This window comes from Neobacillus sedimentimangrovi (assembly GCF_010614825.1).
Lineage (GTDB): Bacteria > Bacillota > Bacilli > Bacillales > Cytobacillaceae > Neobacillus > Neobacillus thermocopriae.
On record NZ_JAAFZF010000055.1, the window covers coordinates 1 to 17,186 of the forward strand.

19 protein-coding genes, 2 pseudogenes and 1 riboswitch are annotated in these 17,186 nt (G+C 33.7%); of the genes and pseudogenes, 6 read left to right on the forward strand and 15 right to left on the reverse strand.

The window, feature by feature from the left end; genetic code table 11:
• The 11 genes and pseudogenes from GZA11_RS14250 to GZA11_RS14300 all read right to left on the reverse strand — a co-directional run.
• A partial coding sequence (locus GZA11_RS14250; protein ID WP_163183451.1) for a helix-turn-helix domain-containing protein occupies window positions 1-184 on the reverse strand: 184 nt, incomplete at its 3' end.
• Window positions 185-483: 299 nt separating this feature from the next.
• Entirely contained in the window at window positions 484-1,095 is a 612-nt protein-coding gene (locus GZA11_RS14255) for a hypothetical protein (RefSeq protein WP_038536853.1), read from the reverse strand.
• Window positions 1,088-1,717 (reverse strand): ABC transporter ATP-binding protein, encoded by a 630-nt coding sequence (locus GZA11_RS14260; RefSeq protein WP_038536855.1) that lies wholly within the window; start codon window positions 1,715-1,717, stop codon window positions 1,088-1,090. Before GZA11_RS14260 ends, GZA11_RS14255 begins: the two co-directional genes overlap by 8 nt.
• Window positions 1,718-1,731: 14 nt before the next feature.
• Entirely contained in the window at window positions 1,732-2,454 is a 723-nt protein-coding gene (locus tag GZA11_RS17070) for a DUF2705 family protein (RefSeq protein WP_038536857.1), read from the reverse strand.
• Window positions 2,451-3,182 (reverse strand): WxPxxD family membrane protein, encoded by a 732-nt coding sequence (locus GZA11_RS14270; RefSeq protein ID WP_038536860.1) that lies wholly within the window; start codon window positions 3,180-3,182, stop codon window positions 2,451-2,453. Before GZA11_RS14270 ends, GZA11_RS17070 begins: the two co-directional genes overlap by 4 nt.
• A complete protein-coding gene (locus tag GZA11_RS14275; RefSeq protein ID WP_158332823.1) occupies window positions 3,172-3,864 on the reverse strand; it encodes a DUF2705 family protein in 693 nt (230 codons plus the stop codon). Before GZA11_RS14275 ends, GZA11_RS14270 begins: the two co-directional genes overlap by 11 nt.
• 166 nt (window positions 3,865-4,030) lie before the next feature.
• Window positions 4,031-4,354 (reverse strand): DUF2712 domain-containing protein, encoded by a 324-nt coding sequence (locus GZA11_RS14280; protein WP_235925054.1) that lies wholly within the window; start codon window positions 4,352-4,354, stop codon window positions 4,031-4,033.
• 1,088 nt (window positions 4,355-5,442) lie between these two features.
• Window positions 5,443-6,974, reverse strand: a pseudogene (locus GZA11_RS14285) (IS1182 family transposase); the annotation flags it as partial.
• Between the two features lie 123 nt (window positions 6,975-7,097).
• Window positions 7,098-8,323, reverse strand: a pseudogene (locus GZA11_RS14290) (IS3 family transposase).
• A 287-nt stretch (window positions 8,324-8,610) separates the two neighbouring features.
• A complete protein-coding gene (locus tag GZA11_RS14295) occupies window positions 8,611-9,906 on the reverse strand; it encodes an NCS2 family permease (protein ID WP_038536867.1) in 1,296 nt (431 codons plus the stop codon).
• A 90-nt stretch (window positions 9,907-9,996) separates the two neighbouring features.
• Window positions 9,997-10,098, reverse strand: a riboswitch (purine riboswitch).
• Between the two features lie 236 nt (window positions 10,099-10,334).
• Window positions 10,335-11,297: a S8 family peptidase gene (locus tag GZA11_RS14300; protein ID WP_038536869.1), complete on the reverse strand. Its 963-nt coding sequence runs from the start codon at window positions 11,295-11,297 to the stop codon at window positions 10,335-10,337.
• 494 nt (window positions 11,298-11,791) lie between these two features.
• On the opposite strand from GZA11_RS14300, the gene GZA11_RS14305 reads away from it, so the two are divergent.
• Entirely contained in the window at window positions 11,792-12,406 is a 615-nt protein-coding gene (locus GZA11_RS14305) for a LysE/ArgO family amino acid transporter (RefSeq protein ID WP_038536871.1), read from the forward strand.
• 45 nt (window positions 12,407-12,451) lie between these two features.
• Here GZA11_RS14305 and ytkD read toward each other — a convergent pair whose 3' ends face one another.
• Window positions 12,452-12,925, reverse strand: a complete 474-nt coding sequence (ytkD, locus tag GZA11_RS14310) for an RNA deprotection pyrophosphohydrolase (protein WP_163184250.1) — start codon at window positions 12,923-12,925, stop codon at window positions 12,452-12,454.
• Window positions 12,926-12,999: 74 nt separating this feature from the next.
• Complete coding sequence (locus GZA11_RS14315; RefSeq protein ID WP_081905069.1) at window positions 13,000-13,332, reverse strand: hydrolase; 333 nt, start codon at window positions 13,330-13,332, stop codon at window positions 13,000-13,002.
• 204 nt (window positions 13,333-13,536) lie between these two features.
• On the opposite strand from GZA11_RS14315, the gene GZA11_RS14320 reads away from it, so the two are divergent.
• Both GZA11_RS14320 and ytzI read left to right on the forward strand, forming a co-directional pair.
• Window positions 13,537-13,794, forward strand: coding sequence for a DUF6154 family protein (locus tag GZA11_RS14320; RefSeq protein WP_038536875.1), 258 nt, complete (start codon window positions 13,537-13,539; stop codon window positions 13,792-13,794).
• Window positions 13,795-13,885: 91 nt separating this feature from the next.
• Window positions 13,886-14,044: a YtzI protein gene (ytzI, locus tag GZA11_RS14325; RefSeq protein ID WP_081905070.1), complete on the forward strand. Its 159-nt coding sequence runs from the start codon at window positions 13,886-13,888 to the stop codon at window positions 14,042-14,044.
• Window positions 14,045-14,100: 56 nt separating this feature from the next.
• On the opposite strand, the gene GZA11_RS14330 is transcribed toward ytzI, so the two are convergent.
• Window positions 14,101-14,574 carry an S-ribosylhomocysteine lyase gene (locus tag GZA11_RS14330; RefSeq protein ID WP_038536877.1) on the reverse strand — a complete coding sequence of 158 codons (474 nt, stop codon included), beginning with the start codon at window positions 14,572-14,574 and terminating at the stop codon, window positions 14,101-14,103.
• A 143-nt stretch (window positions 14,575-14,717) separates the two neighbouring features.
• Here GZA11_RS14330 and yidD point away from each other — a divergent pair, with 143 nt between their 5' ends.
• The gene (yidD, locus tag GZA11_RS14335) at window positions 14,718-14,978 is read left to right on the forward strand and encodes a membrane protein insertion efficiency factor YidD (protein WP_038536879.1); all 261 of its coding nucleotides are present in this window, start codon (window positions 14,718-14,720) and stop codon (window positions 14,976-14,978) included.
• On the opposite strand, the gene GZA11_RS14340 is transcribed toward yidD, so the two are convergent.
• Window positions 14,953-15,525 (reverse strand): beta-class carbonic anhydrase, encoded by a 573-nt coding sequence (locus GZA11_RS14340; RefSeq protein WP_038536880.1) that lies wholly within the window; start codon window positions 15,523-15,525, stop codon window positions 14,953-14,955. The two genes, yidD and GZA11_RS14340, sit on opposite strands and share 26 nt — an antisense overlap.
• Window positions 15,526-15,715: 190 nt before the next feature.
• Between GZA11_RS14340 and GZA11_RS14345 the strand changes: the two genes are divergently transcribed.
• Both GZA11_RS14345 and GZA11_RS14350 read left to right on the forward strand, forming a co-directional pair.
• Window positions 15,716-16,651, forward strand: a complete 936-nt coding sequence (locus tag GZA11_RS14345) for a metal ABC transporter solute-binding protein, Zn/Mn family (protein WP_038536882.1) — start codon at window positions 15,716-15,718, stop codon at window positions 16,649-16,651.
• A gap of 114 nt (window positions 16,652-16,765) precedes the next feature.
• A complete protein-coding gene (locus GZA11_RS14350; protein WP_081905071.1) occupies window positions 16,766-16,924 on the forward strand; it encodes a DUF1540 domain-containing protein in 159 nt (52 codons plus the stop codon).
• The last annotated feature ends 262 nt before the right edge of the window (window positions 16,925-17,186 follow it).

Here is a 17,186-nt window from a genome sequence, read left to right on the forward strand (position 1 = left end):
AAAACTGCTTATTTTTCTTGGCTGCCAAACCAATTCGACCAAATTCTTGATAAGCTCGTACCCATCGTCTTAACTGTGATTCTGCTAGTGGCTTATATTTCTTTGCAAGTAATCCACAACCTAATGGACCATTAAGATATTCTAGTACAACCATCAGCTTAAATTCTTCACTATATTTAGCCATAAAAAACACCCCAAAAGTTAGATTTTAACTCTAACTTTTGGGGTGCAGTACCAAACCCACTTTTCGGACAGCCCCTTTCTAGGATACACTACAGATGATTTGAATCATCAACCTAATAACTAATAATTATATAGTCAATAGTGCAATTTGAATTCTATTGACGAAACAGCAATCTTGGTTATCAAAATGATTGTTAGGAAATATGTACATTGTGACTATTTAAATTTGTCTATGTTATGTTTTTAGTGCTCTTGATAATAGTACCAGCTATTCATCAAATATTTCGGATAAATAGTCAATTATAAAGGTTTTAAATTAATTACAATGCTATCAGATTCAAAAAATAAACATTTGTTAATCTCTAATATATCACCTTTTTTAAGAAAAACTTTATAACTTTCTTTATCTTGGAAATCGTAGGTATTAAGAACGTCCCTATTATTAGATGATAAGATTTGAACAAAAGGTTTTTCTTTTTCTGTTTTTCCGGTATAACTCAATATATATTCTCTCTCAGGTAACTGTAATCCTATTTTATAAAATCCTGAATGATTAATTTCATATTGACCTGATTTACTCATTTCTATTGCTTCAAAATTTGCAGGAGAAAGTTTCACTCTACCTTTTCCTTCTACCTCAACATGTTCTCCATTATTAAGTTTAACACCTAATATTTTATCTTTTATAGATAATTCTCTTTGCATAAATTTGATTTTCCCACTTATTACTTCTATATCATAAATCCCTTGATTAATATCCTCTCCCACAATATATTCTCCACTTTTTATAGTCATTTCCTCTGGATCTATATTTTTATAACTATTTATTAAATCAGTAATATAAGGATAAGCGATAATTAATGAACATATCACTACTATAAAAATAAAAATAGTACATTTAAATTTATTCATAAATTAAGTTCCCTTCATTCATTTTCAAACTAAAATCACATAAGGATTCAATATCCTCTTTAAGATGGCTAGCAATTATTATAATAGCTCCTCTTTTCTTTTCTTCTAAAAGCAGATTGTGAATTAATTCTACTCCTTTATCGTCAATCGCATTGGTAGGTTCGTCCAAAAGGAGAATATCAGGTTTTTCAAATATCGCTTGTGCGATATTAAGTCTTTGCTTCATTCCTAAAGAATATTTTTTTACTTTTAACTTAGAAAATGGATCTAGTCCAACTTTTTTTATAGCTTCTTCTATATCATGTTTTGAGGCCACTTTCTTTATCTTTGATAAAATAAAAAGATTGGTATAAGCATCATACTGTGGCAATAACTCCATATTTTCTATAATGACTCCAACGCTTGGGGGAAAAGATATATCTTTATGTAATACTTGATTATTAATTATAACTTCACCTTCAGTAGGAATAACTAATCCAGCTAAAGTACGAAGTAGCATTGTTTTACCGGATCCATTTTTACCGAAGAGTCCGTAAATATAGCCCGGTTTAAAAGTATAAGAAATATTTTTTAAAACATATGTATTTTTTATTTTTTTACTTAAATTACAAATTTGAAGCATTCTTAACCCTCACTTTATAGTAAATCCATCTTCTTTATTTTATTAACAGAAAGGTAAATTACAGCAGTTTGAATTATAAGGAGAATAAACAAACCAATAAGATAATCAATTGTATGTATTTTAAATTCAGGTATTTGGCTTAATCCGTTCCTAAACCCCATCCCATAGTTCGGTAAAAATAGGTATTGTAAAAGCTTGGATGAACCATATAGTTGATTTGTCATTAAAACTGAAGAAACTATATATATATTAATAATCAAATGAGAAATTTTTGTTTTTATATACAATTCCAATAAAATTTGTATGCTGAATAATGTTAATAATGTTAATAAATAGATAGATAGAGATTTTATGAAATTTGTTGTAGAAAACGTTGATTTACCTAATCCAAGCAAAGTAAAGATAACTGTTTGGAATATAGTAAATAATAGAAGGATCATTAGCATACACAAATATTGTTTTATTATCCATTTGGACTTACTATAGGTTCTTACAAAGAAAGTTATACCATGGATTCTTGTAAGATCGCTTAAATATCCAGAAAAATAAAAACTCATACTAATAATCGGGAGATACCAATTTAGCAAATATCTATACTCTAATGCATGAGAAGAAGTGATGGGTATACCATCCAAAAAAGGAAAATTAGTATTAATTAAGTTAAACCTACTTATCAAAATCCCCTGCATTATTATCGTTAATAATACAAAGATTAAAAATTTTCTATTTATTATCATTGAATAAAGTCCTTTCTTTTATACACAAAGGAGCCAATTAAGTAAAAGAAACCAACAATAAGAAATTGTCTGAAATATGTATATAATAAATCTGTAACCGTCCATTTTTTTTCTAACATTTTATTATATATTACTAAATCCTTTAATGGACCCCATGTCTGGTTCATTATTAATTTTTCAAAAAAGAATAAACCACTTATTAATAGAATTGTAAGAAAAAAGGAGATACCTACGGAATTACTTATATCTTTTATCAATTCATACATCAAACCAACACTAGTGTAAAATAAAAATAACCCTAATGTATTAAAAAGACAAGTTGGTATAAAATTCATTTCTTTTAATAAAGAATAATCAAAGAATATACTAGTAAATAATAGATTTATTCCGGAATGTATAAAAGAAAATATTAAAGCTACTATCATAATTTTAGTAAGTCTTCTTAGATATAACCTTTCCCTGTCGGCCCCTCTTATAATATTAATCAAATTTTCAGGTAAGAAGAAATGATTTAAAAAGATAATAAAAGGTACAGTATAAAATAGAGTATACGCCTGTATAGAGCTATAACCGAATGCGCTGTTATTCATAATAACTATTACATCATATAAAGATAGATTGGTAGATTTGAGAATAGGGATATCACGCTGATTTGAATTTTGTACAAACCATACAATAGTAAAAAAGAGAATTGTAATAATAATAATAATAGATCGTTTAATCTTCATTGAACCTTACTCCATAAATAAATACTATTAAAGGAATTGTTATAAGGATACCTATCGCTAATAAAAAGATAGGAATTATCACATCAAAACCATACTCAGTAAATGGTTGAAAGACGTAAATAAGTGACTGTTTATTTAAAACTAATAAAAACCAAATAAAAAATGAAGAGGCATATGCATATTTTCTATCAAGAAAAAACAAACTTGCACTTACTCCTAATGTTCCAGCGAGACCTGCTAGAATACAACTGACTACTGAAAAGACAGTAATTGCAATAAAAGGGTGTTCTATACTAAAGTTAAAGAGTTTATTTCCCTCAAGCTCCATTTCCATTAATCCTTTTGAAAAAGTTCCGTTAGCAAAGATAATAGACACTAGTATAAAGTTAACAAATAATGTGATAAACATAGCTATAGAGGATATAGAAAAAGATGTAATCAGTTTCTCTAAAAAGTATCTTTTTTTACCTATTTTGCTAATTAAAATATTACGATAACCTGTTTTATAGTCTTGAATTGCATCATCGGCCCCCAATAATAAAAAATATATTGGTAAAAACCATAGTAATAATATTTGTGGTGCATGTCCTATGCTAGAACTTGATAAAAAGAAAGCAAAAGCAGGATGAAAAGTCTCTTCAGAGTTTTGTTGATAAATTAACAGTTGTACAATTTCTAACATAGGTAATAGTAAAATAATAATAAAAGCAGTTAAATTAATCTTATTTCTTACAATGCGTTGAATATGACTATTAAACAATTACCCTCACTCAATTCTTTAGTTTTTAATTAATTGTAATTGAAGGGGTCAAAAATGGTAAAAAATACCATTTTTGACCTTTTTTAGATTAGTCAGTTTCTTCGTCCCAATAACCACTTATTGTATAGCTATTAGGGCTTGCGTTATTGTTTTCAGCACCTAATCTTACATTAGATTGGTTTGCTGTGCTAAATGCTGAATAATAGTGGGCACCACTTCCTTGTGCCACATCATGTACATCTGAAACTCTTGTACCCGATTTATCTAACCAGAAAGTTGCAACTGTTCCCACACCTTCAGATGAATATGTTAGATTTACTTTCCATTTATTTTTTGGATTAGTAGTTTGTCGATATCTTTCACCAGAATAGCTATTTTCATAATTAGGTTTAAGTGTAAAACTAAAACCTATGTTATCGTCGCTGGCTTATGTAAAGTTGGAAAAAGTAAATATTCCAACTCCCATAGCCGCAGCCATCCCTAATCTGGAATACTTTTTAACTATGTTTCTCATAATATCCCTCTTTCTTAGTAATATTTTAGTAGATATTTATCCTAGGTAAATATCCTCAAGAAAATATTACCAAATAAAAATAACAAAAAACAAGAATTAAATACAAAAAAATACAAAAAATACAAAAAAATAAAAAAATTATTATAAATCCATAAAATTCATTAGTCAGAACCCTATTAATTCAACGGGGTCCGGTCTGTAGTTTTTTGTTTAGAACATGTTGCGAAACACATAATAGATAAATAAATGCGCATAAAAAAGTCACCTCATTGTAAAGAATATGCAATGACTAAAAGCCGAGAATACATAGCAAATCCCCTTAAATATTTTCTAAGAATTCCAGCCAACTGACCACGATTTCACAATGAATATACTTCCACCAAGTTTTGTAAGCAACATACGTCATAATAACCAATGTTTTGATCATTTCCATCCCTCCTAAAACAAGATTTCTATAATCGTTTGGATATATCTAGAAAATAAAGGGACGGAAATCGATTTTCCTTCAAAAATTCCGTTAAATTCACTTTGGTGATCTTAAAATTTGCTACTTCCCTGTCGATATCATTTCTCGCACGATCATTCCACTCCAGTTAGCTATAAAAAATCTGTTATCTTTTTGTGTACTTCATTACGGAATAGGTCAATGCATCGAACGCACAATACAGGATTATCATCACAAACTTTTTCTGCATATTGATAATTCTCGAGAATGCCCAAAATTCCAATTACGATCATCATCTAGTCTAAATTTAATCTCTACATCCCTTTTTCATCACAGAAATAGCTTTGGTTGGTCGAGAGCAATTCCTTATGGAACTAACGGACGCGATAGTGGAAATGGAAACGATCCTTCTATTTCGATTTCTATCAAGTTCTAAATGAGGCTGGGACATAACTAGCTTCAAATAATAGAGAAAGGTGAATTTGAGTGTGCTTAAATTCATCTTTCTCTATTTTTGCTTGTAAATTCTTCTATTTCCTTAGTTGTTGGCAGTAAATTTTCTTAAATTCACTGCCATTAACACGAGACCCATTTCGTTTTCTACCTTCGATTTTCCTCGTACAGAAAATCGAGTGAAACGCAAATTAGCCTTCAAGAATCCAAAAACTGGTTCCACATCGATTTTGCGTTTTCGATAGATGGCACTTGTTTTCTCCTCTGAAAGCTTCGCTCTTACATATTCTTTTTGTTGTTCCCATTTTTCATTCACCATGAGTTTTCGATTATTGCCTTCTTTCGCTTTTGTACATAATGAACGGAATGGACATCCCGAACAATCTTCGCACTCATAGATTTTGAATTTACGTTGAAATCCTGTGCGATCATGACGGACAGAATGATATTGAAATTCAAGATGTTTTTGATTAGGGCATGTATAGGTGTCTGTTTCTTTATCATACTGCCTGTTTTGTTTGTACTTTTTCTTTTGTTCCTTCAAATACATGTTATACGTAATAAGTGCTTCTCGTTTTCTGTTTGAAAGGATATCATGAAAGTTTTGTTCACTACCATAACCTGCGTCGGCGACAATGTATGTCGGTAACTCAAAATAATGCTGCTCAATCTCATCTAGAAATGGAATTAACGTACGTGTATCTGTCGGGTTTGAAAATAAACTATAGGCAAGCGTATATTGGCCTTCCGTTGCGATTTGTACATTGTAACCAGCTTTCAATTGTCCGTTTTTCATGCGCATAAATGTCGCATCCGGGTCTGTTTTTGAATAGCTATTACGTGTACCAAAGAATTCAAAGTCTCATTGGTATTTCTGTTTACGTGTAATCAAATCGATCAATTGTTTGCGCACTTGTTTTGGATATTTTCGTTCACTTATTAAGGCTTTTCGTTCTGCAGCGTCTGATGATGTTTCAATTTGTTTATCATACTCGGTTACAACCTCGTCCACTTTTTGAACCAATTGGGTGAGTTCTTCCAATGATAACTGCTCATTGCTTTCACGTTCAATTTCAGGTATGATTTCGTTCTCAAGTAGCTCATTGTATAGCTGATTTGACTTTTAAATTAAACTTTGATGATATTTCTCAATCGATTTCTTCCAGACAAACGTAAATTTATTCGCATTTGCTTCAATTTTTGTACCATCGATAAAAATCGCTTCTTGGTCTATCAAATTTTCTTGGACTAATTGGCAACGGAATTGAACGAAACATTGACGAATTAATTCTTTTACTTCCGGTTGGACACGGAAACGATTGATTGTCCGATAACTTGGTTCATATCCTTGCGCCAACCACATCATGCGAATACTATCTTTTAAAAGAGCCTCAATTTTACGGCCCGAAAAGACAGATTGGGTATAGGCACATAAAATGATTTTTAACATCATACGTGGATGATAAGCAGGACAGCCTTCACTTCGTAAAAATGGTTTGAATGCTTCATCAGGGATACTTTCAACTAAATGATGGACATGGAAGGCAATATCATTTTTTGTAATTTTATTTCTAAATCTAAAGGCAAAACTAATTGATTCATGTTATAATTTTTAAACATAAGGACCCTTCTTTCTGATGAGATTTCGGATTGACCCCCTAATTTTGGACACATCCTTTCTTATTTTAGGTTATTCTTAAAATTTCTTGTTTTTTCTTGGCAAGAGGACGAAATCCTCTTGCCTTATACACGAACTTCTTTGTTGACTAACGCTTCCGTTTGCGTTTTTTTGTAAAATTCATGCGGTGGAAGATCGAGAATACTCGAATGAATTCTTCGCTCGTTATAAAACTGCATATACTCCATCACAGCTTGATAGGCTTCTTCAAAACTGTCAAACGCAATTCTTCCTAGACATTCTTCCTCCAGTAAGCGATGAAAGGCTTCAATATGTGCATTCATATTCGGTGTCCGCGGCGGAATCCGTTCATGTTCGATTCCGAATTGCTCACAGGCAGCTTCAAAGACTTGTGAAATAAATTGTGGGCCGTTGTCTGTACGAATTACAGGTTTATTGGTCTGTTCAAATTGCTGACGCTTGAATAACGCTCTTTGTAGCGTCTTTACGGCATCGCTTCCTGAACAACTCAGTCCAATTTGGTAATCAATCACCGAACGATCATATACATCGATGAGCGATAAAACAAAGAAAAAGCGTTCTTCTCCTTCGATATATCCGTATTTCACATCCATTTCCCATAACTGATTCGAACCGGTAATGATACGATTCCGAGCGAGTTTCCGTGGATAAGAAATCTGTTTCTTTCGCTGTGGACGTAGTAAATCCATCTCTTTACACAATCGATAAACCTTTTTCTTACTGATAATGAGCTGATGGTCTCTTCTTAACTAGATCGTCAACTTTCGGTATCCGTAAGCAAATCCTTCCCCCATGACCAGCTCAGATAGCCATTCTTTGATTTGCTCGTCTGGCACTTTTTCACCCATTTTCGTCAGAGAGTAGCCGGGGATTGGACGTCCCTCACCTACTGTTTTCTCCTCGACTTTTCCGTTTTGTTGATAATAGTAGGTCGAACGATTGATTTCCAGAATCTCCAGCACTTCCGTAATCGGATATCCTTTCTCGATCCACTGCTCGGCTACTTCCAATCTTTCAGTAAGTGAGGGTTCTTCTTTTTTATCAAATCACGCAAAATCGCAATTTCTAAATCTTTTTCCCCTAATAGCTTCTTAAGCTGTTCGTTTTCCTCCTCCAGCCTTTTTACTTCAGCTGAAGAGGAATTAACCGTTTCTTCGCCTAGCTGTCCTTCTTCATACGCTTTTACCCATCTTTGCACGAGATTCGGGCTAAGATCGTATCTTCTAGCTACCAATGCTTTATTTCCAACTTCTAATGCTTCTTTCACTACTTGTAGCTTAAATTCCTTCGAATGTTTTCTTCGTTTCATATAGATCAAAAGCCCCCTTCATTTGGTCACTTCGATTATAAAAAACACCTTATCGAGTGTCCAAATTCATTAGGGGGCTAATGAGATTTTGTATGGTAACTTTATTTTATCAGAAATGGTCCTTATTTTTATTCAAAAATCATTAAAGCCGGTGACATTTTACTCGTCGTAAAATGTCACCGGCTTTTTTTCATTTCAGAGAAGGGTTTGGTCCCAGCCTCTTTTTCAGAATAGGTATACCTTACTTTCAACATGTGTTGAACTTTTGACAGCAAATTATGGTTACGTTAAAAAACATAAATAAAATATCCAATAAATGTGATACATAAAACATACATGATCGGGTGGATTTCCCTTGTTTTCTTCATTGCTATCATACTTATTGGATAAAGAATGAAACCAAGTGCAATCCCTGTAGCAACACTAAAAGTCAAAGGCATCATAATAATTGTAATAAAACTTGGTATAACAATAGCTAAATTGCTCCATTGGATCTTGCTAATTTCAGTTGCCATCATAGCACCTACAATAATAAGAGCTGGAGCTGTAACCTCAGGAGTGACAATGGAAAGAACGGGCGAGAAAAATAATGAAATCATAAAGCACACCGAAATGACAATGGAGGTAAAGCCTGTTCGACCGCCAACAGCAATTCCAGAAGAGGATTCCACCATTGATGCAGTGGTAGATGTACCTAAAATAGCTCCAATTACGGTAGACATCGAATCAGCTAGGAGTGCTTTTCCTGCGTTAGGAATTTCATTATTCTTCATTAAGCCTGCCTGACTGGCAATGGCAATAAGTGCACCGGCTGTATCAAAAAAGGCAACAAACAAAAAGGTAAAAATAACAGCCAGCATTTTTGGAGAAAAAATATCATCCAAGTTCTCAAAAACCACACCAAAAGTAGGTTCTAAGCTCGGTATTTTTCCAATAATTGCTTGTGGCGTATTAATAATACCAAATGCCATGCCGATCATGGTTGACAGCACCATCCCGTAAAAAATGCCACCTCTTATTCCTTTATTTAATAGAATAATGGTTATGATAAATCCAACAATGGCTAGTAATGTTGGTGCAGATTTTAGATTGCCAATAGCCACAAATGTAGATTCATCTGAAGTTACAATACCAGCATTTTTTAAACCAATGAAGGCAACGAAAAAGCCAATTCCTCCTGCAATGGCATGTTTTAAATCTTGGGGAATTACATTAATAATCTTTTCCCGGATTTTTAATAAGCTTAGTATCATGAATAATACACCAGCAATAAAAACTCCAGCCAATGCCGTTTCCCACGGTATTTTCATACCGATACAGACAGTAAAAGTAAAAAATGCATTAATTCCCATACTTGGAGCAATCCCAATCGGATAATTAGCCAACACCCCTATAAGGAGAGAGCCTATAATGGCAGATAAAGCAGTTGCTGTGAATAATGCTCCTTTATCCATCCCGGTTTGACTTAAGATAACCGGGTTTACAACGAGAATATAAGCCATTGAAAGAAAAGTTGTTATTCCTGCTATACTTTCCTGCTTTAATGTTGTGTTCCGTTCGGAAAATTGAAAGAAGTTTTTCATGATGTGCCCTCCGAATCAATTAAAATGAAAAAAAATCCCCCGGTTGACTGCCGGAGGATTATTCTGCAAAGGCCAATAAAAAGTCTTATAACACTAATCATTGCCCCTTGTAGACAGGCTATTTACGGCAGCCCGGTAGAGACGTTCAAGCCATATTCTTGAACATATACAAGGAAAATAGTTAATAAATTAATAGAGAAAATAGTATCAATAATCAAATTCATAGTCAATAACTGCTCCCATTTTCAGTTAATTAAGTTTTTTCCAGGTGAAGACGATTTAGGTTAACTGATCATAAAGGTGGAAAACCAAACTTCTAAAACGGAAAGCATAGGCAATGTTCAAAGTAAATAAAAAAGTGCCCCCCTATTAATCATATCTTGGGGGACACCTTCTTTGTTCAAAAGACTTGAACTAAATTTTCTTTGTTATATATTCACTTTTTCAAGATTCAATTGCTGATTAAAGATATCTGACAAGTAATCTGTTACCGTTAGATAAATTAATCCATTGCCTTCAAGTTTTGGTGAATTTCCTAATGGCACCGTTCTTTTTATTAATTGGGCATAAAGTTCAGACTCAGATAGATTCCGTTCAAAACTTTCATTCGCTAGTACTTTTATCAATGCTAATGCTCCGGACACATGAGGTGTGGCCATAGAAGTTCCACTTAAAGTCGCATATTTACCATCTAAGTAAGTGGATAAAATTTTCTCTCCTGGAGCCACTACGTCTACTTCATTATTGGAATTAGTAAACCACGAGGAGTTTCTTTCTAAGCCAATGGCACCTACGCTTATCACTTCATTATAAGAACCCGGATAAGCAAATTCGTCTGTTGAATCATTGCCATCCCCTTCATTACCTGCAGCACAGACGACTAGAATATTGTTTTGAACAGCTTTTTGAATGGCTTCATGCAGTTCAGGAACATCTACTGGACCGCCAAGGGACATAGAAATGATATCCACTTTTTGTTCGATGGCATAATTAATTCCATTTATGATCCATTCATATTGGCCAGTCCCCTTTTTATTCAGCACCTTAATAATAAGCAATTTTGCTTCAGGGGCTACACCAACAACACCATTATCGTTTTGCTTTGCAGCAATTGTTCCAGCAACATGGGTACCATGGCCATTGTAATCCTGGAAGACATCAGGGTTCCCGTTATCATCGTCTGTAAAATTTCTTCCGCCCACAATTTGCTCTTTTAAGTCGGGATGGAACAAATCACATCCAGTATCCAAGATGGCAACTGTTATTCCTCTTCCTTTTGTTTTCTCCCAAATTTTTGGAGCCTGAATCATTTCTACTCCTTTGGGAACTTCATTGGCCTTTTCTACTTGTTCAATGACTTGATACGGAATTAAACTTACTTTTCGCTCCATTTTTACTCCCTCCTAGTAGGATTAAATTGAAGCTAACCCATGATGCTATTAACAGTTTAACAATTCTGACTATTATTTCATAGTTACTTTGGTAGTATTTTCTATTTGATTTCATAGAATTTTGTGATACTATTCTACCTTCTTGTTCTTTTCGTCTATAAAATAAGTGAGTTCTACTCTTTTATATCAAATACCAAACGCTCCTTTTTACTTTACATCTTAAAATCTTTTTAGCCGGAAAATCTCATATAACCCAAGTATAAAAAATAATAGTATTTTCTTAATAAGGTTAATTTTTTAATCAAAACATTATCAAAATGATTAAATCAGATCTTGTTGTTTTCTGTAATAATGTTAAGATTTATGAAAAATTGACTGGTTTTCAAATTCTTTCAAAATTAATTGCCAATTAATATCAACAATCTTATTCCAATTTGATAAAGAAATATAAATCATTTTTCATTATTCTATAAAAGAACAGGAGAAGAAAAATAATGGAACCATTTATTCATGGAATCATCCTTGCCTTAGGATTAATTTTGCCCTTAGGTGTCCAAAATGTTTTTGTGTTTAATCAAGGAGCAACACAAAAGAAATTTACATACGCATTGCCTTCTGTGATTACAGCTGGTATTTGTGATACACTTTTGATCACCATGGCGGTAGCTGGTGTTTCCATTATCATTTTACATATTGAATGGTTGCGGACTTTAATGTTTATCGTTGGATTTTTTTTCTTGTCCTATATGGGTTGGCTGATGTGGAAAGATACACCTAAATTAAACAATCATCCAGAGAGCTTTACCCCTAGTAAACAAATTTTATTTGCTGCTTCTGTCTCCCTATTCAATCCACATGCAATTATGGATACCATCGGTTTGATCGGTACCAGCTCTCTGGTCTATTCAGGGGTTGATAAATGGATTTTTTCAATTGCCTGCATTCTAGTTTCATGGGTTTGGTTTTTTAGCTTAGCTATTACCGGAAAAAAGATCGGCCAAATTGATACCAATGGAAAACTGCTAAAACGGATCAATCAAATTTCCGCTTTTATCATCTGGGGGATGGCTGTTTATTTGGGATCTCAATTATTTCTAACATCTGACTAGTCAAAAAAGGCGGGAAAAAATATCCCGCCTTGAATGGTTCCATCTTTAATATTCCATTATATTTTCAATGAATTTTATACATTCCCCTACTACCCGATCCTTCATAATAAAGCTAAACTCCTTGCCAAAACGCAATTGTAACAGGTCTCCCTTGATCAAATGTGGTCCGAGGGTTTCATGATAATTTCCCGTCCTTTCAAGCCTTTTGACGTCTGCTAAAAAAACTGCTTTTACAAAATACCCGTTTCTTTCAGACACTTTATATTCCGCCAAATATCTTACATCTCCAAGCACGGCGCCTATTTCCTCATAAACTTCACGTCTTGCCGCTTCCTCCAGCGTTTCTCCTTTTTCCCGCTTACCGCCTGGAAATTCCAGCCCTCGTTCTTTATGTCTGGTCAGAACCCAGTCCTCTTGTAATTTACAGAGAACTAAAACATGTTTTGGTTCCACACCAAAAGCATTCCGAGAAAAAGAAAGCTCCACTCTATTCCCTTTTTCATCGAAAAATTGAATCATCTCTTTGCCCGCCTTTTTTCAAATCATACTTTTATTATAACGAAAAAAGGAAAATCTTGTGGCTAAGATTTTCCTTAATCAGTTAACTCAGTATTTGGTAATATATTCATGCTTTCAATATGATTTTTTGCTTCTTGATCTCCAAGACGGTAAATCATGCTATAAATTTGTTGAATCCTACTGTCATACTCATCATTTTCACGGTCATAATGATATTGTACATAAGGAACATGAGCTCGGAAAAAGTTTTTCCACTCGGTTGAATAGTTTTGATCAAATAATTCCCGCAGCTGGGTAATTTCTTCATCAGTCGCTTGTATTTTAAAACTCCATGTAGACGCAGTGGCACTTTGTGAAATTTCTCCTGTTCCAACATCAATATAATACGTTTTCTTTCCATTCTCCATTATTTCATCCCCTTTTATGGTTAGAATCCACAAAAAAGAAATAATTTATTCTCTACCAAATTTCGATACATTTTTTTGAAATGAATGCGATATAATTATTAACAATAAATAACAGACTTTTCAGTCAATTTAATAAAGTGGATGATTTTAATCTATTAAGGGAATTGACTAAATAAACGAATAAACATTTTTGGAGGTGTTAGTATGAAATTGGTCGATGAGTTATATGAAATGTATAGAAACAAGCTTACTGGTGATGAGGAAGACATTGACATGCTGGCCTTTGCCTTTTTAGAAGAAATGTCATATGAAGATTTGTTAGCTCTTATCCATGATATGGATAAGCAAGAATTATATGATTTAATGGGACTGTATTTAATCGAAAGTCTAAAAGGGAAATTTTCCCAAGAACAATATGTCCAACAGCGTGGAAATACCTATTATCCAAGAAATATTCATTAATTATACATATCAAAGAGGGGAACTGAAATGAATCAGTTCCCTTTTTTATAACAGAACATGTTACAATATGGGTGCGAAGGGGGAGAAAATATTGCATACAGTAATGGTCGTGTCAATTATTATTGTCATCATTGTCCTATTATTGGCTGTTATCACCACTTCAAAAGCCTATTCCTATAAACATACCGTTGATCCAATTGATAATAATCCTTATATCAGCCAAGAAGAGGATGAAACGAATAAATCATGAAAAAAGGGGCTTTCAGAAATCAAATCAACGATTTTCTGAACAGCCCCTTTTCCCTATTATGCAAAGACTTGCTTTAAGTCTTCCTTGCTATGTTCGAGCCAGTAACGCATTAATCGTTTGGCACCTTCTAAATCATGTAGTTTGGCTTGACCACATTGTCTTTCATTTGCAGCAGGAACCTCAGTAATTTCCAACGCATCTTTCATTGTGTCTTCCAAAAGATCAATGATTTCTTCAACAGTCGGTTCCCCACTTACTACAAGATAATAACCAGTTTGACATCCCATTGGTGAGATATCAATGATATCAAAGTGATCATATTTCTCCGCATGCTTTCTAATATTGAATGCAAGCAAATGTTCCAGTGTATGGATCGCATCAGGTTTCATCGCCTGTTTATTTGGCTGACAAAAACGAATATCATATTTATTAACAACGCCATCACTTCCTACCTTATGAACACCGCAATGGCGGACATAAGGTGCTTTTACGGCGTTATGATCCAATTCAAAACTTTCAACTGAAGGCATTAAGTATCACTCCTTTTTCAATCTACCTTTTCATCATACTATAAATTCCGAGTATTTTCATCAACTTAAAAACATTGCCATTTTAAATGAAACAATGTATGTTCAAATTAATAAAACCAAAACCATTGAATGGAGAAAGTTTCATGCTAAAAAAAATGTTGCTGATCCTGATTCGTTTTTATCAAACCGCCATATCACCACTCAAGCCACCGACATGTCGCTTTTATCCAACTTGTTCTCATTATAGTTTAGAAGCCATTAAACGATTTGGAGTACTTAAGGGCGGATACTTAACCCTTAAGCGAATATTAAAATGCCACCCATTCCATCCAGGCGGCATAGATCCTGTACCGGATACATGGGATAAAAGAAAGCAAGTTAGTTCTGATACCCATCAACAATAAGGTCTAGTTTCCCCGTTTTCGGATCAATGACCAATCCATGCACAGGAACTCCCTCTGGCATTAGAGGATGATTTTTTATCGTGTTTACACTGTGCTTCACACTATCTTGTACACTTTCAAATCCATGTAGCCAGTTTTTAATGTCCAATCCTGAATAATTTAGTGTATCAAGAGTTTCTTGGGGAATTCCTCGTTCCAACATACTGTCAATTACAGGATCCGCTTTTAGTCCACACATACCACAATCATGATGGGCAATGACTAATATTTCTTTTGCCTGTAATTGATATACCGCAATCAAAATGCTTCGCATGATACTTCCAAATGGATGGGCAACAAGAGCCCCAGCATTTTTTACAATCTTTGCATCACCATTTCCAAGATTTAATGCTTTCGGCAATAATTCGAGAAGTCGAGTATCCATGCAGGTAAGAATAACCATTTCTTTATTGGGATATTTTGTTGTTTCATATTTTTCATAATTTCGGTTTTCAACAAATTTATCATTAAATTCAAGTATCTCCTGAAGTAATGATGGGCTTTTCAAGTTTCATCACATCTTTTTCATTTTTTCTTTTATTTAGAATACACAAGATCGGTTATGAAAAACAATTTTTATACTTGCATTAGTAACAAAATTCTTGTAAGATACTTAAGGAAATCGGAATCGTTACGTATTAGCTAAATTTTTTTTGAATACAAATCGTAATAAATACGATTTATAAGAAGGAGTTATTATGAAAAAAATACTTTTTACTTTCATATTACCGATGGTTCTTGTTCTGTCTGCCTGTTCCAATGAAAAAGACCCATCACCAAAAAAGAAGGATCAACTAGCTATTTATACAACGGTCTATCCTCTTCAATATTTCGCGGAGCGAATTGGCGGAAAGTTCGTGACTGTTGAAACCATTTATCCTCCTGGTGCCGATGAGCATACCTTTGAACCTACGCAAAAAGATATGATAAAGCTTGCCGATTCAGATTTATTTTTTTATATCGGTCTTGGTCTAGAAGGATTTGCTGAAAAAGCAGAGAAGTCTCTAAAAAATGAACATGTTACGATCGTCCCAGTAACTGATGGTTTGGATCTGCCTGCAGATAACCATGCTCATGAAGAGGAAGAAGATCATCATCATCACGGGAATGTAAATCCACATATATGGCTTGACCCCGTCTATTCTAAAGAATTAGCGGCGGTGATTTACGATCACTTAGTGAAAAAAATGCCGCAGAAAAAAGATGATTTCAAGAAAAATTTTGAGGTACTTGTCTCTGAACTCGATCAATTAAATCAAGAATTTGAAAATACGATTTCTAAAGCCAAACATAAAAAGATGATTGTTACACATGCCGCATTTAGTTATTGGGAAACCCGCTACGGACTTGAACAAATCAGCATTACCGGTTTATCCACTACTAATGAACCAACCCAAAAGGAGTTGGAAAAAATTATTTCTTTAGCTGAACGAGAAGGCATCCATTACATGCTTTTTGAACAAAATGTTCAATCCAAACTTGGAAAGATCGTCCAAAAAGAAATAGGTGCCCGTGCCTTACCGATTCACAATCTGGGAATATTAACAAAAGAGGACATTAAAAATAAGGAAAATTATTTTACTTTAATGAATAAAAACCTTAAAACATTAGAAAAGGCATTAAATGAATCATAATTTGTGGAAGCTTTCCCATTTTTCTACTTTTTTCCCTTACATTTACTGGCATACAAATCCCGCCATCTACCAATGCTATGATTGTATTACGAATACTTTAAGGAGTGATACGACATGGCACAAGATGTTTTATGTGAAGTAAATAACTGTACGTATTGGGCAGAAGGGAACAAATGTGCCGCTGACCGAATCTATGTTGTCAGCCACAAAGGAAAGACAGCTGAAAATAGCTGGGAAACTGATTGTAAAACATTTGAACCTGCAAATGTCTAAAATGAATTTTTAAACCAGGCTCCTTGTGGCCTGGTTCTTTTTATAAGTGATGTATTTGGGGAGTAATATTAAAATCAGGCTCTATAATAAATGTTGGGGTTTTCATACAATTTTGGTCAAAAAAAAGACACGCAACCCCGTCATTCTTTTATACTTGAATTGTCCAGAAACAAGCAAAAAGAATGGAGTTGCGTGTACTATGAATTCTATCATGAATATCCCAGGATTAAAAGGCTGTCAGGTGATAAAAATGGAGGAGCGT